General features: G+C 68.2%; 13 protein-coding genes and 1 tRNA gene. 3 read left to right on the forward strand and 11 right to left on the reverse strand.

The features are described 5' to 3' along the window. Positions 1–49 precede the first annotated feature (49 nt). The 11 genes from ABT304_RS18955 to ABT304_RS19005 all read right to left on the reverse strand — a co-directional run bounded on the left by ABT304_RS18955 (position 50) and on the right by ABT304_RS19005 (position 11,575). A complete protein-coding gene (locus ABT304_RS18955) occupies positions 50–2,602 on the reverse strand; it encodes a helix-turn-helix transcriptional regulator (RefSeq protein ID WP_350717491.1) in 2,553 nt (850 codons plus the stop codon). A gap of 92 nt (positions 2,603–2,694) precedes the next feature. After that, positions 2,695–4,008 carry an erythromycin esterase family protein gene (locus ABT304_RS18960; RefSeq protein WP_350717493.1) on the reverse strand — a complete coding sequence of 438 codons (1,314 nt, stop codon included), beginning with the start codon at positions 4,006–4,008 and terminating at the stop codon, positions 2,695–2,697. Further along, complete coding sequence (locus tag ABT304_RS18965) at positions 4,005–5,357, reverse strand: phosphoribosyltransferase family protein (protein WP_350717495.1); 1,353 nt, start codon at positions 5,355–5,357, stop codon at positions 4,005–4,007. The genes ABT304_RS18960 and ABT304_RS18965 overlap by 4 nt, the downstream gene beginning before the upstream one ends. A gap of 135 nt (positions 5,358–5,492) precedes the next feature. After that, positions 5,493–5,864 (reverse strand): DoxX family protein, encoded by a 372-nt coding sequence (locus ABT304_RS18970; protein WP_350717497.1) that lies wholly within the window; start codon positions 5,862–5,864, stop codon positions 5,493–5,495. A 389-nt stretch (positions 5,865–6,253) separates the two neighbouring features. Next, entirely contained in the window at positions 6,254–6,694 is a 441-nt protein-coding gene (locus ABT304_RS18975) for a DUF488 domain-containing protein (protein WP_350717499.1), read from the reverse strand. Further along, positions 6,694–7,302, reverse strand: coding sequence for a DUF488 domain-containing protein (locus ABT304_RS18980; RefSeq protein WP_350717501.1), 609 nt, complete (start codon positions 7,300–7,302; stop codon positions 6,694–6,696). Before ABT304_RS18980 ends, ABT304_RS18975 begins: the two co-directional genes overlap by 1 nt. Before the next feature lie 18 nt (positions 7,303–7,320). Beyond that, a complete protein-coding gene (locus tag ABT304_RS18985; protein WP_350717503.1) occupies positions 7,321–8,013 on the reverse strand; it encodes a dual OB domain-containing protein in 693 nt (230 codons plus the stop codon). A gap of 524 nt (positions 8,014–8,537) precedes the next feature. Next, complete coding sequence (locus ABT304_RS18990; RefSeq protein WP_350717505.1) at positions 8,538–8,780, reverse strand: hypothetical protein; 243 nt, start codon at positions 8,778–8,780, stop codon at positions 8,538–8,540. A 468-nt stretch (positions 8,781–9,248) separates the two neighbouring features. Further along, entirely contained in the window at positions 9,249–10,367 is a 1,119-nt protein-coding gene (locus ABT304_RS18995) for a protein kinase domain-containing protein (RefSeq protein WP_350717506.1), read from the reverse strand. Then, positions 10,354–10,827: a hypothetical protein gene (locus ABT304_RS19000; RefSeq protein ID WP_350717508.1), complete on the reverse strand. Its 474-nt coding sequence runs from the start codon at positions 10,825–10,827 to the stop codon at positions 10,354–10,356. Before ABT304_RS19000 ends, ABT304_RS18995 begins: the two co-directional genes overlap by 14 nt. A gap of 664 nt (positions 10,828–11,491) precedes the next feature. After that, positions 11,492–11,575, reverse strand: a tRNA-Leu gene (locus ABT304_RS19005). A gap of 244 nt (positions 11,576–11,819) precedes the next feature. On the opposite strand from ABT304_RS19005, the gene ABT304_RS19010 reads away from it, so the two are divergent. From ABT304_RS19010 to ABT304_RS19020, 3 genes are read left to right on the forward strand one after another with little or no spacing between them, the layout of a single operon-like run. Then, on the forward strand, positions 11,820–12,527 hold the full coding sequence (locus tag ABT304_RS19010) for an FHA domain-containing protein (RefSeq protein WP_045550788.1): 708 nt from the start codon (positions 11,820–11,822) through the stop codon (positions 12,525–12,527). Next, entirely contained in the window at positions 12,524–13,006 is a 483-nt protein-coding gene (locus ABT304_RS19015) for an FHA domain-containing protein FhaB/FipA (RefSeq protein ID WP_141802030.1), read from the forward strand. The genes ABT304_RS19010 and ABT304_RS19015 overlap by 4 nt, the downstream gene beginning before the upstream one ends. Next, a complete protein-coding gene (locus ABT304_RS19020) occupies positions 13,003–14,337 on the forward strand; it encodes a PP2C family protein-serine/threonine phosphatase (RefSeq protein ID WP_160026077.1) in 1,335 nt (444 codons plus the stop codon). Before ABT304_RS19015 ends, ABT304_RS19020 begins: the two co-directional genes overlap by 4 nt. The last annotated feature ends 4 nt before the right edge of the window (positions 14,338–14,341 follow it).

The following is a 14,341-nucleotide window of genomic DNA, read 5'->3' on the forward strand; positions in this document are numbered from 1 at the left end:
GGGTGCGTTCAGCATCCGCCGCTGGAGCCGGGGTGGGGCGAGTAGTGCGCTACTCGACTCCGAGGGTGTCGGCCAGCCCGGCTCGTTCGGAGACGCCGAGCTTGTGGCCGGCCCGGTAGAGGTGGCCCTCGACGGTGCGCACCGACAGGGTCAGTCGCGCCGCGATGTCCTTGTTCGACAGCCCTCGGGCGGCCAGGGCGGCGATCTCGCGCTCGCGGGCTGTCAGCGGCAGTGGTCGGGCCGCGACCACCAACGCCGGGGTGCGGGCACCCGACCTCTCGGCCAGCTTCGCCGCGGTGGCCGCTGCGGTCAGGGCCGACCCCTGCCGCCCCGCGCGGCGGTGCACGTCGGCGGCCTGCGCGGCCGCGTCGCCCGCGGCGACGAGGTCACCGAGCCGGGCCCACGCATGCGCCACCCGGAGCAGCGCGTCGCCGTCCTCGTCGGCCCAGGCCCCGGCGTGGGCCAGGGCCGTGTCGGCGCGAGGGCCGAGTCCGGCCAGCGGGGCGAGCCGGCGGGCCGGCGCCACGGTCGTGTCGCCGAGCTGGACCGCGGTCTGCCAGGCGAGGACCTCGTACGCCGGTGAACCCGCCTCGCGAGCGAGAGCCGCCGCGGCGACCGCGTGGCCGATCGCCTCCGTCGTCCATCCCTCGGCCGCGGCACCCCACGCCTGCGCCAGGCGATCGTCGGGCAGATAGAGCCGGTACGCCGGATGGTGCCCGGCAGCCACGTCGGCCAGCAGCGGCGCGGCGTTCTCCGGCTGGCCGGCCTGCGCCGATGCGGTCGCCAGCAACGTACGACACCGGAACCGGAACTCGTGGCCGGAGCCCTCCAGCCCGGCCCAGGCCTCGCGCAGCGAGAGCAGGGCATCGAGCAGGCGGCCCTCTGCCAGGGCCGCGTGACCTGCGACGACGAGCCCCATGAGCCTGGCCGGCCCGGGGAGGTCGGCCGATGCCGCCCGCATCCTCCGGGCCAGGTCCGCGCCCCGGTCCGGCGTGCCGGCAAGACGGTGCCCGAGCACCTGGAAGTCGGCGAGCCCGAAGCCGGGGATGACGGTCGGCACCCGGTCTGCGGTCAACCCACCCACGATCGCGGCCTCGTCGAGGAGCTCGCGGTCACCGGTGACGGCGGCCGCCGCGGAAGCGGCGGTGGCCACGAGGATGCCGGCCAGGTCGTCGGGCAGCTCGCTCCGCAGCAGCTGCGGCGCCCGGGCGAGCACGCCCGAGATCTCACCGTCCACCAGATTCAGGACGAGCGACATGGCGGCGACGTGGGCCGGGGCTGCCCCGGTGGCCTCGGCCGCGGCCAACGCCCGATGAGCCTCGTCGGGCCGGGCCATCGTGAAGAGCAGGTTGCCGGTGCGGTGCAGCTGCACCATGGCGAGCAGCCCCGGGTCGGACGCGGTGGCGACGATGTCCTCGTGGATCGCCTCGGCCTCCTCGCCACGGCTGAGCCAGGAGAGCGCCGCGCCGTGCACGACCCTCGCGGCGATGTCGCCGGTGGCAGCGGCCGCGCGCGCCAGCCGCTCGGCCAGCGGCAGGTCGTACATCCGGGTCGCGGCCTCGGCGGCCCGCAGGAACAGCGCCGGCTCCGGTGGCAGGTCGGAGTCGAGCGTCAGTACGGCGCGGGGGATCGGGTCCGGCTCCGGGTCCAGGGTGAGCGCCACCCGACCGCGGAGGCGGCGGGCACGCAGCGTGCCGATGGCGGTGCGGCGTACCTCGCCGTAGAGGGGGTGCGCGAGCCGGGCCACCACCCCATCGGTGCGCACGAGCCCGCGCCTCTCGGCCTCCTCGAGATCCTCCACGGACGTCAGTGCCGACAGCGTACGGACCGCCACCGGCTCGGCCAGGGCGACCAGGTCGACGACGTCCCGCACCCCGGCCGCGAGGTCCCCGATCTCCCGCTCCAGGAGACCGGCGAGCTCCGGCGAGATCGCCGGCTCGCTGGTCCACCGCCAGATCCCGGACGCCGCGGTGAACCTCCCTGTCGCCACCTCGCCAGCAAGCAGGTGCCGCAGGAACAGCGGGCTGCCCTCGGTCATCGTCCACAGCCGGTGCGCGGAGTCCGTGTCCACCGGACCGCCGAGCACCCGGGCGATCAGCCGGGTGCTCTCCTCGGCATCCAACGGCGCCAGGTCCAGGCGGGGGAGGTGGTCGTCCTTCCACAGCGAGGTCACGATGTCGGGCGCGGGCTCCCCAGTACGCAGCGTGATCAGGACCGGCGCCAGCCGCCGGGCCACCACCCGGTGCACGACGATCGCGGAGTGCTCGTCGAGCAGGTGCGCGTCGTCGACCGTCAGCACGAGCGGCAACTGCCGAACGAGCTGGTCCAGAGCCCGGCCGATCGTCTCGGCAGCCTCTCCGGGCGGCACATCGAGCAGGCCGGCGAACGCGCCGAGCGGGAACGGCCGGGCGGCTGTGCTCCCATGGGCGAACACGACGGATCGCCCGGCACGGGCAGAGGCCGCCAACGCCTCACGGGCGAGCCGGGTCTTCCCCACCCCCGCCGGACCCGCAACGATGACGCCCGCCGCACCGGGCCGGATCGCCGCCGCCACCTTGCGCAGCTCGTCGTCCCGCCCGGTCAGCGGCCACGGCCGCTCCATGGCGTCAGGCTAGCGACCCGGTTCCCCGCGCGCATCACTCAAAATGCGGGCATCCCGAGGGCCCGGCACGTCTGCTTGCGGCCGGCGCGGCGTCAGAGTCCCGACGGCTCGGTCTCGTACTCGGGCTCGTGGGGTGGTGCCTCGTGGTGGAGGGGCCGCAGAGCGCTGGTGTGCTCCAGCCAGATCAGTGCGTCGTACCGCCGGCCGATCACGGTGGAGACGTAGTTTCCGGTCTCGCTCCGGGGTTCGTAGACCACTCCGATGGCACGGTGCCCACGCGGAACGGTGAGCCATTGACCGCCGCGGTCCTCGGGGAAGATCAGACAGGCCGGCTCACCGAGGGTGCCGTGCAGGAGATCCTCGTGGCTGCCAGGAACTGCCTCGGGGACGTCGAACACGACCTCGGGCTCACCCCACCCGGACGCCGCCAGGACAGTTCCCCGGTGTGCGGCGAACCCGACCAGGGCCACACCGTCGCGGGCATGCCGCTCCCTCATCAGCTGTCCCACGTTGACCATCCCAGCGCGTGCCATGTCGGTGGCCCGGGCATCTCCGATGTGGGTGTTGTGCTCCCACAGCAGTCCCTTGGACCCTGGTCCGAGATGGTGGGCGACCCGCGCGGCCGTGCTCGCCATGTGGTGGTCACGGATGTTCCAGGACATGCGGTCGCCACGGACCATGGTCCGGTAGTAGCGCTCGGCGTTCGCGGCGACCTCGGCGTTCTGCCACGCGTCGAAGGCACCTTCGTCGTCCGGGAGACCGGGCACGACGGTGCGCCGGCGGACCGCTACGAGCGCGGCCACAACCTCGTCCTCGCACGATTCCGGGACCAGGCGAGTGGCCCATGCGTACTGGTGCGGATCCTCGCGGTAGGGCACGAAGCACTGCCAGGCCCGGAGGGCCTGCTCCACTGCTGCCGGGGCGTGCTCGTACAGCCAGGCGATGAGCTCGCGCAGGGAGTCCCACAGCGAGTAGAGGTCGAGCCCGTAGAACCCGACCCGTCGTTCCCTCGGCAGGGCGAGATTCCAGGCACGCAACCAGTCCAGGAAGTCGGCGACGTCGCTGTTGGCCCACATCCAGGTCGGCCAGCGCTCGAACCCGGCCAGGACCTGCCGGGCGCTGAGGTCGGGTCCGGTCATGCCGCGGACCCAGCGGTTGATCCGCCAGCAGTCCGGCCAGTCGCCCTCCACGCCGATCCAGGTGAAGCCCTGCTCCCCGATCAGCCGGCGGCTCAGCTCCGCCCGCCACCGGTAGAAGTCGTGGGTGCCGTGCGACGCCTCACCCAGGCAGGCGAAGCGCATCGGGCCCAGACGCTCGACCAGCGGGTCGAGATCGGAGAGCCCCACCAGCGGAAGCGCCAGATCCCGGATCTGCGTCCGAGCCTCACCGTCGACCGGCTCGCTCATCGGGTGGCACCCTGTGTCGACCTGTGGCGGTCGTCCGCCGCAAGGTGGTGGCGGAACCAGTCCCGGGCGAGCAGAGCGGCCTCCTCCAGGGCACCCGGTTCCTCGAACAGATGCGTCGCGTCGGGTACGACGCTCACGCGGCTCGGGCCGGCCAGCTCAGCGGCCGCCGTCTTGTTGAGTCGCAGCACCTCGGTGTCGGCGCCGCCGACGATCAGCAGGGTCGGCGCCGTCACCGACCCCAGCCGCGGCTCGGCCAGATCGGGCCGCCCGCCACGAGACACCACGGCGGCGATGTCCAGCCTCGGATCGGCTGCGGCCCACAGGGCCGCGCCGGCCCCGGTGCTGGCGCCGAAGAGACCGACCGGAGCCCCGGCTGTGTCCGTGCGGCGCCGGACCCAGCGGACCGTCGCGCCGAGCCGGTCGGCCAGCAGCTCGATGTCGAACACGTTGGCGCGGTCGCGCTCCTCCTCCGGGGTGAGCAGGTCCAGCAGCAGCGTGCCCAGGCCGGCGTCGTACAGGACGGAGGCGACGTACCTGTTGCGGGGGCTGTGCCGGCTGCTGCCGCTGCCGTGTGCGAACACCACCACGCCCGCGGGCTGGTCCGGCAGGTGCAGATGCCCCTGGAGTACGACCGGTCCGGCCGGAATCTCCACGTCGATGTCACAGTCAGCCGCCGCCTCGACCGCGCGTCGCCGCTCACGTCGCGACGCCTCCGCGAGCAGCGCGACCACTTCCTCGTCACTGGTCGGGGCGAAGTCTCGATAGTGGTGACCCACCGCCAGGAACGGATCCGGGGTCTCCAGCACCACTACTTCGTCGGCACCGGCGATCCCGTGGCGGATGTCGGGCGGACCGACCGGAACGGCGAGAACCACTCGTCGAGCGCCCTTGTGGCGTACCGCTTCACACGCGACTCGCGCCGTGGCCCCGGTGGCGATGCCGTCATCCACGATGAGCGCGACGCGTCCGGTGAGATCGAGCGGATCACGCCCCCGACGCAGCCTCCTCACCCGGGACTCCAGCTCGGATCGCTCACGGGACTCGACCAGATGCAGCTCCTGATCAGTCACACCAGCGTGAGCGATCAATGGCCGGTCGAGCACCTCGTACCCGCCTTCGCCTATCGCTCCCATGGCCAGCTCGGGCTGAAACGGCAACCCGAGCTTGCGAACCACGATCACGTCCAGGGGCGCGTGCAGCTCCTGGGCGACCTCGAAAGCCACCGGCACGCCTCCCCGCGGAAGGCCCAGGACCACTGCGCCCTCTCCCCGCAGATACGCCAGTCGCCGGCCCAGTCGCCGGCCGGCGTCGACGCGATCCTCGAAGTCCCTACCCGCGCGGTGAACCATGGCTGACCTCCCCGCCGCTCGTTGCCTCTCCACCGATCGTGGATCCCGGCAGGCGCCACGGGCAGAGACCTTCGGCCCACGCATCACGGACTGATGGCCACCATCCGTGAGGCTGCCGACCGAAGGCCCGGACCGCTAGAACGGCTCGATCGCGAAGCGCCCCCACGCGATGAAGATCATCGCGGCGAGGAACACCAGGTCACCGACGAGCTCCTTGTACTCACCTCGCCGGATCCGCTCGGTGATCGCCCCGGCCATGTAGAGCGCCATGCCCGACGCGGCGACCGGCACCAGGATCGGCGCCACGCTCACCAGCCCCGGCAGGACCAGCCCGATCCCGCCGAGGACCTCGACGACACCCATGAACCTCACGTTGGCCGGCGTGAAGTCCTCCGGCCAGCCCAGCTTCGCGGCGTACTTCTCATAGGGCATCGTCTGCTTGACGATGCCACCGGCAATGTAGCCGAAGGCGAATACGCCGGCGACGATCCAGAGCGCGATGTTCATAATGTCTCCCTGTGTTCAGATGATCTCGATGTTCAACCTTGCGACGAGGCCCCGGATCGATCTGTGACATCAGACGAACGCGCCAGTCCACCAGCGCTCGTCCCTGCTCCTGCCGTCATCGGTGGCAACTGTTCGAAAGGGCGCAGACCGCCCAGACAAACCTTCCGAAGTCGCTGCGGTGGAAGACCCGGGCGGCCGGCGGCGAGTTCGACGGCGCGCGAGCGCGACAGCACGATCAGGTGGTCGCCCCCGAGCTCATCGTGGACCGTGCAATGGAAGTGGCCCTCTCCGTCGCCGAGCAGGGTCGCGCCTGCTGCGCATGCGGGAAGGCTGATGCCGTCGAACCGCTGTTCGGCAGGGAGGGCAGGCTGACTGATGTCTCCGGATCGTCAGCCGAGATGGGTGATGCGTACGTCGGCCCAGTGCTCAGCCAGGTACTCCGCGACGAGCCGGCGGTGACAGTGGTGCGGCTTCTCTTCGCTGCAGAGCAGGACCGAACTGTCCAGCATGGCCGGGTCGAGGGCATCCTCGATGTGCCGCCGGCGCATGAGGTCAACGAACTCGCGCTCGTATACGCCCCAGTCGCCCTTGTTCTTCTTGAATGCGTCGAGCATCTCCTGAGTCGGCGCGAGCGAGGCGGCGTGGCGGTATCGCATGTCGCAAAGCTCGGCAAGGAAGAACTCCAGATCGTCTCGCTTGGCGAAGCCGGCCAGTTGCGAGATGTTGTTGAGGCGTACGTCTACGAGTTCGTTGGCGCCCGAGTCTTTGAGCAGGCCGAAAAACGTCCGCGCGGACTTCTTGGTGAATCCGATCGTGTAAAGCTGGACCATCAGTCCGCGACCTCCTCGTTCCCGTCGTCGACGTACGCGATCTTGATCTCTTGGCGGTGCAATGCCTGCTTGGTCAACTCGTCCAGAGTGTTGAACAAGTCAGCCTCGGCTAGGCCGTGAAGCAGTCGGAGACGGAGACGAGTTTCATTATGCGGCTCGAGCATGCCGTCGCCGAGTATGTGGATGACAGGGATTGCCAAGGACACAAGTGACTCGGCGACGAGGATTGCCCGGTGACAGTCGAGGGGGTCTCCTTCTGAACACATGATGGCGATCCTGTGCTTTTGGCGGCCGGACGCGAGGCGTTCGAGTCCCGCCTGATACGGGGGCGCCTGCGCGAGGCGTCCATACTGCACTTTGCCGTTGACGTAGCAGTTCGGGTCTTCTGACCGCGCACCGAGTTCCCGGCCCATAGAGACGTACTCGATGCCACTCTTTGCGAGCGTGGCTTTGAGGGCGTCGCGGTTGAACTGGGGATTGAATCGGCTTGCGGGGACGGACCGGACGTCGGCCACAGCGGAGATGCCGTGTCGTTGGAGGAGCGCTACGAAGACGTCAGCTTCGAGAGTTGAGTGCCCGATGGTGAAGATGGTCCCGTCGTTGTCCATCGAGCACCTCCTCTGTCACTACGGTTGGATGATGGCGGCCACGACCTTGTAGGAGTCCGCCGTGGTTCCATCCGGCCTGGCCCAAGGCTCGACCAGGCTGACGGTAACAAGAGTCTGTGGGCTGAGGTCGTATCGGCCTTTTCCCAGCTTCTCGTATCGGCCGTGATGATCCGGATCGGTGACGCGCAAAACGTACTCCTCCCCGTTGTAGTCAAAAGCAAGGCGGACCTGCGTCTTCCCATCCCACGGATTGACCTCGACCACCACAGTTGCATTGTTGACCGCGACGAGCACGAGGGAGTTTTCGATGGATTCGAGCTCTCGTGCCGGCACGCAGTCGTTCGTACCCAGCTGTGTCGAATGTCCAAGAGTCCACAGAGTGGCGGGTGTATCGACGATGGCCGCCGCATCTGCGTACGTAAGGCGTTCGACGCGGGTCCACTGGACCTGGGGGTCAAGTAGCCAGTTTTCGACCTGAAACTCTTTGGGCGCGTACTTCCGAAGCCCGATCGCGATGACGTCGAGCACCTGGGGCGCTGTGCCGTCGGTAAGCGTCTGCTCTTTGAGGCTGATGCCATGCCCTTGCCGGGCGCTCACGGGCCGGATCCAGTCGCCGACGTCACCACCCTGAGTCAGTTCGATACCCGCAACGCACGAATCGTGGTGCTTCCACGAGTTCGCCAAACAGACGATCGTCTTGATCTCAACCATTGCGTCGACACCTCCCTCTTCTCCCGGTCAGCGAGCGTAAGAGCCTCGCGGCCGGCGCGGACGCGAAACGTCCAAATTGGGTCACAGCGGATTTGTCCAGCTCGCGTCACCGGGTGCAGGGCCGCTGAGGTTTGGGGGCTTCGGTGATGACGACTCCCAATGAGGCTGACGCACGCGCAGCATCGGCTACGGGTCACCATTTCGTCGGAGCGGGCGGTCCCTGCCGACCCAATCCCTCGCGTGCGCATTGGGTGTGGCACTTCGGATCGTGCGGACGGAGAGTCTGGGAACGCCGAGGCGCGAGCGGCCGACGTACGGCCGTACCTTGGAGAAGGACCTTCGATACTGGACCGTGTCTCGGTCGCGACTCCTTCTGTTACCTAGTCCGAGAATGGACTCAGGCAGGCGGGCAGCAGCGAGGGCGCCGAGAAGGCCACCAGCTCGACGAATCGGACATGTTTGACGTTCGGTCGCCGGCCCAATAGGAGCGGCCGAGGCCGGATCGTGACAGCGCCCCGTTGTTGTCAGTGAGATCGAGGCCGGGGCCCCGGTGCTCGGCGGACGAATTCGACGACGTTGGTGTCGTCTTGGTCGAGGAGAGCATCACGAACCTTGGCTCGTCGGTAGTCCCGCAGCAGCGCACCGAGCTCGTCGCCGTCGTGTGCTGCTTGGAGGAGCAGTGCGCTGAGCAACTCGCGACGGTTGGTCCGCTCCCCGGCGTCGAGGGCGCGATCGACCAGCGCATCGAGCCGCTTATCGAGGGCCATCGGTAGGCGGAAAGACACCTGTCGATCTCGACTCGCATCGAGCCTCTCGTCGGCCTGGACCGAGTGTCGTTCGCCTGCCATTGTCGGACCTCGAAGGTAGGATAAATATATGTCTATGCAAGGTCTGTCCGCCCTGGTCGTCACCATCATGACGGCCGGAGGCGTGGCCGCGCTAGACGCGCACGATCCTCGAGCGGCACATGAAGCACTTCTGTCCTTGCATGGAGCCGATGAAGAGGGGGCTGAGGAACTGTTGAAGCGGTTCCACACGCAGATCGATTCTCGTCCAGACCCTGATGTCGGCCGCCGCGTGACCGGATTGACGCGCGCGCTGTGGGATGCCGCCAACTCTGGCATGCTCGAGGCCATCGAAGATGGGCCTCGGGCCTGGTACGCACCGAGCGGCCGCGGCAGGATGGCGGCGCAGCGCGAGCTTGGGCGGCTTCCCGCGGATGCGGCCGCCGCGGTCTACCTCGTTGGTGCTGCTTGGGCGGCGCGCTCGACCTCGTTGAAGTATGTCGCGAGCGCCTCGGGCGTCGCCTCGAGTCGCGCGTTGAGCCGGGCGTAGTTTCGCCACTTGCCGTTGGCGGTACGCCACCGAGCGGCGGCAGCGATACGTCCCTTGTTGACACCGCGCTCGACGAGGGTGGTCTCGATCTCGATCATGCGTTGACGCTGACGTCGTTCCTGGGGAGGCCAGTAGCCCAACCATTTGCCCACGAGGTCTGAACCGCTGGTCCGTCGCCAGTCGATGAGGCGCAGGGCCCGCAGGGTGCGCAGAGCGGTGGCCGCATCGACGGGGCGCTTGTCGGGGTCGACGTTGATCAGGCTTCGGATGAAGGTGGCCAGCGGCTTCGGAACCCACGGCGCCGGCTTGTAACTGCGATCCGCCAGTGGGCGGCGGCCGTTGGCCAGACGCTGGTCGATGTTGTCGCGGTCCAGGTACTCGTAGGGGAACGGGCCGTTGAGCATCTCGATCATCGTCACACCGAGCGAGTAGAGGTCTGATCGGGCGGTGACACGACCGGTCGACATCGCTTCGGGGGACCGGTAGAGGGGGGATCCCGCGTGTGCGTCGGCGCCCCAATCCTCGCCACCCATTCGCGCGGCACTGCCTAGGTCACCGAGGAGTGCTCGACGCCGATCCGGTTCGAGAAGGATGTTGCCGGGTTTGACGTCGCGATGAAGGATCTGGTGTTGGTCGTGAAGGGCGTCGAGTGCGACCAGCACGTCGCACGCAATCTGCACCACCTGCTGGATGCTGAACCTTTCGCCCTCGGTCAGTGCCGTGTGAATGCTGCCGCCGGCCATGTAGGGCGTGACGAACGTGATCGCTTGTAGTTCCTGGTACTGGGGGTCCCACTGTGCTTCCCAGACCTCGATGATCCGTTCGTGTTTGACCTCCTTGAGTAACTGGGGCTCGCGGGCGATCGAATCGGGCATGCCCAGCGTTGAGATCGTTTTCTGAACGACCTCGCATTCGTAGATCTCGTGGATCCCACGCGAGCAGATAGCGGTGTTGCCCTCGTCGGTGATGGTCCGAAGGAACGAGTAGGTCGGCCGGTCAAGCCGTTCACCCCGCAGCATGGATCTCCCTCTCACCGGCGAGCGCAGCCAACGCCGCCAGATCACGCTTCCTCTTCCAGTGCGGCGCCAGCGGCAGGTCGATCACGCTCGCCGACAGGGTTGACAAGTCTCCGCCCGCCGGCAGATCAAGGAGTGATCGCAGTCGCCGTCGGGAGAGGTGGTCACATGAGCGATCGAGGCGTGCTGCGGCCAGCGCCACCAAGGTCTCGCCGGTCACTCGCCGTCGCGACTGGGCGAACGTGAGTCGGTTGTTCGGCTCCGGGTCGAGGATGACAACGTTGTCGATATTCAGAGCCCGCAATACCCGCTCGGTGTCCTCAGCAAGGGCGGCAAGCTGCCGACCAGCTTCGAGGCCGGTAGGTAGTTCGAGCTTGATTGGGTCGGTTGCGGCGACCGTGTCCCCGGCGGCAGACGCCAACCACATGATGTCACTGGCCGAGTTAACTCCCAAGGTCGTCACAAGACGGATGGTAGGCCTCGAAACCGGCGCTATGAGTACAAACCGTGGTGCTGACCGCAATCAGCCTTGGCCGAACAGGTCCGAGGTCCCATCACACGCTGCACAATTTGGACGGACGGGCCTATTTACGCGCGATTCTGCTCGATGGTCGCCGATTCATCGCCCTAGGCTCAGGGCACGTGACAGCACGACTCAACGTCACCCAGGTGGCCATGCTCAACTGGCTTGCGGGAGAGCCCGGCGCCAGCGAGGCGACCAACCAGCGGCTGACGGCACGCGCCTTGGAGAGGCGAAAGTTCGTCAAGATCAGGGGCCGTGGCCCTCGATGGCATGCAACACTGACCGCAGCCGGCCTGCATTACATAGAGCGTGGGGCTTATCCGCCCGGTCACCTCGGTCGGAACCTGAACGCGAGCGACCAGGGAAAGCAGAGAGGCCGAACCCAAGGTCGACCTCACTATCGACTCGCCAGCCGAGTGCGACCAGCACCGGATCCTTCGGTTCGCGCATCACTCGCCCTCTGATCGCCGCGAGGCGGACTTGCACGCTCAATGCCCGCAGCGCCACTAGCCCCACGAAACGAATCTGGCCCCCGACCTTTCCCAGGTCGGGGGCCAGATTCAGTCTGTGCAATCGAGCGGTCTAGTTCGTGAACCGCTCCACGTGCGCGAGGGGGGAGTTGAACCCCCACGTCCTTTCGGACACACGGACCTGAACCGTGCGCGTCTGCCTATTCCGCCACTCGCGCGTGCAGCAGAGGAAACGTTAGCCCACGGGCGTCCACCGACCCAAAACGACGGCACCCCGGTCGCCTTGACGCTGGTGGTCACCCGATCGTGGGAGGATCGAAACCACGCAGAATGCGGGAAGTGGCAGATCCCCTAGGGTGCACCGATACGATCGGGCCGAATCCCGGGGACCACTGTGCCCGTACGCGACTGACCACCCACCCCGACCGGCCCACCCCCGGCACCTGAGAGGAGCGCAACAACGTGAGCGGCCTGCAGAAGTTCGAGCAGAAGTTGGAGCAGCTCATCTCAGGCGCTTTCGCGAAGGCGTTCCGTTCCGAGGTGAAGTCGGTGGAGATCGTCGCCGCGCTCCAGCGCGAGATCGACAACAACGCCCAGGTGCTCAGCCGCCAGCGGCGCCTGGTCCCCAACGACTTCTTCGTGGAGCTGTCCTCCAGCGACCTGAGCAAGCTGGAGTCGTACGGCCCCCACCTCAAGGAAGAGCTGAAGCGCCAACTGATGGACCACGCCGAGGCGCAGGGGTTCGTCTTCCCCGGCCGCGTGAGCATCGAGTTCGGCGAGGCGAAGGACCTGACGATCGGCCGGTTCCGGGTGCGCAGCCGCGCCCAGGCCGCCGTCTCCGGCGCCGACATGAGCGACACCCAGGTGAGCCGCGCGCAGGCCTACCTGGAGATCAACGGCACCCGGCACCCGCTCCACGGCAACCTCGTCGTGGGCCGGGGCACCGACGCCGACCTGCGCATCAACGACCCCGGCATCAGCCGCCGCCACATCGAGTTCCGCTCGAAGCAGGCCGGCGACCGTGTGCGCGTCGAGGTCTATGACCTCGGCTCGACCAACGGCATGCTGGTCAACGGGCAGAAGATGGCGAGTGCCACCTTGGACGACGGCTCTCAGGTGCGCATCGGCACCACCGTCATCACCGCGCATATCGTGGAGGAGCGCCGTTGAGCGAGCTGACCCTTTTCCTCATCCGGGTCGCCTATCTGGCGATCCTGTGGATCTTCGTGCTGGCCGCGTTGTCGGTGATCCGCTCCGACATGTTCGGCGCGCGGGTCACCAACGCCTCCGCCGGCGGCCAGCCCGCGGCCCCGCCGGCTCGCGGCAAGGCTGCCGCGGCGCGCGCACCGCGGCGCGGCGTACCCACGCATGTCGCCGTCACCACCGGCTCCAACGCCGGGGTGACCGTGCCTCTCTCGCAGGCACCCATCGTCATCGGCCGCGGCAGCGATGCCGCGATCATCCTCGATGACGACTACGCCTCCACCCGCCACGCCCGGATCGCCGTCTCCGGCGACCAGTGGTTCGTGGAGGACCTCGGATCGACCAATGGCACCTACATCGGGTCCGTCCGGATCAATCAGCCGACCGCCATCTCTCTCGGGACCCAGGTGCGGATCGGTAAGACAATCCTGGAGCTGCGCAAGTGACCGCTGCGACCGACCCCACCCCCGACCCCGCACCCAGTCCCGGCTCTGCCGACGGACGTCCCTTCCGCCTCGAGTTCGCGGCGGTCTCGGACGTCGGCCGGGTGCGCAAGGACAACCAGGACAGCGGGTACGCCGGACCCTGGCTGCTGACCGTCTGCGACGGTGTCGGCGGCGCTGCCCGCGGTGACATCGCCTCCAGCACGGCCGTCCAGCAGCTGCGCAAGCTCGACGAGGAGCCGGCCCTCGGGCTGGTCGACGACGACCTGATCGGCCTGGTCTCCCACGCGCTGCACATGGCCCACGACGAGATCGGCCACCTGGTCGACCACGACCCGACGCTCAACGGCACCAGCACGACCTCGACCGTCGGCCTCTTCGACGGCTCCAAGCTGACCGTCGGCCACGTGGGCGACAGCCGCGCCTATCTCCTCCGCAACGGCGCGATCCACCAGGTCACCCACGACCACACCTTCGTGCAGACGCTTCTCGACGAGGGGAGGATCACGGAGGAGGAGGCCAAGACCCACCCCCACCGCAACCTGATCCTCAAGGCCCTCGACGGCACCCGGGAGCTCGAGCCCGACCTGTTCATCGTCGACCTCGTCGCCGGCGACCGGCTGATGTTCTGCAGCGACGGTGTCTGCGGCTACGTCGACGACCCGCGGATCGCCGACATCCTGGCCACCGGCACGCCCGAGTACGCAGCCGTCGAGCTGGTCCGCGTCTCCCTCGACTCCGGCAGCACCGACAACGTGACCTGCGTGGTCGCCGACGTGGTGCCGAGCGACACCATCCCGTCCCCCGGCCTCGAGGCCCAGATGGTGGGCGCGGCGGCCGAGCTCAAGCGGAAGACCACCAAGACCGGCCAGATGACCGCCCTGTTCCGCGGTCACCGGATGGGCGACACCGGCGAGCTGGACCCGATCGACGAGGAGATCCCCGACGGCGCGATCGCGGCCGACCCGGAGGAGATGCGCTACGCGCTCCAGGCGCCGGCCAAGTATCTGAAGCTGCGCTGGGCCTTCGGCCTGCTGACCCTTCTCGGTGTCGTCTGGATCGCCGTTGCGACCGCGTTCGTCTGGTCGCAGAACCAGTGGTACATCGGCGAGCAGGACGGCAATGTCACAATCTTCCGTGGCGTACCCACCACGATGATCGGCCTCGATCTGTCCGAGCCCTACCAGACCTCCAACCTGAAGGTCGCCGACCTGGCCGAGACCTACCAGAACCAGCTCGAGGACGGGATCCACAGCAAGGACCTCGCCGGCGCCCAGGAGAAGGTGCAGTCTCTCGCGGACCAGAGCGCCGCGGACGCGGGAAGCGGGTCATGAGCGG

It is taken from the genome of Nocardioides sp. NPDC000445 (assembly GCF_040300245.1).
Lineage (GTDB): Bacteria > Actinomycetota > Actinomycetes > Propionibacteriales > Nocardioidaceae > Nocardioides.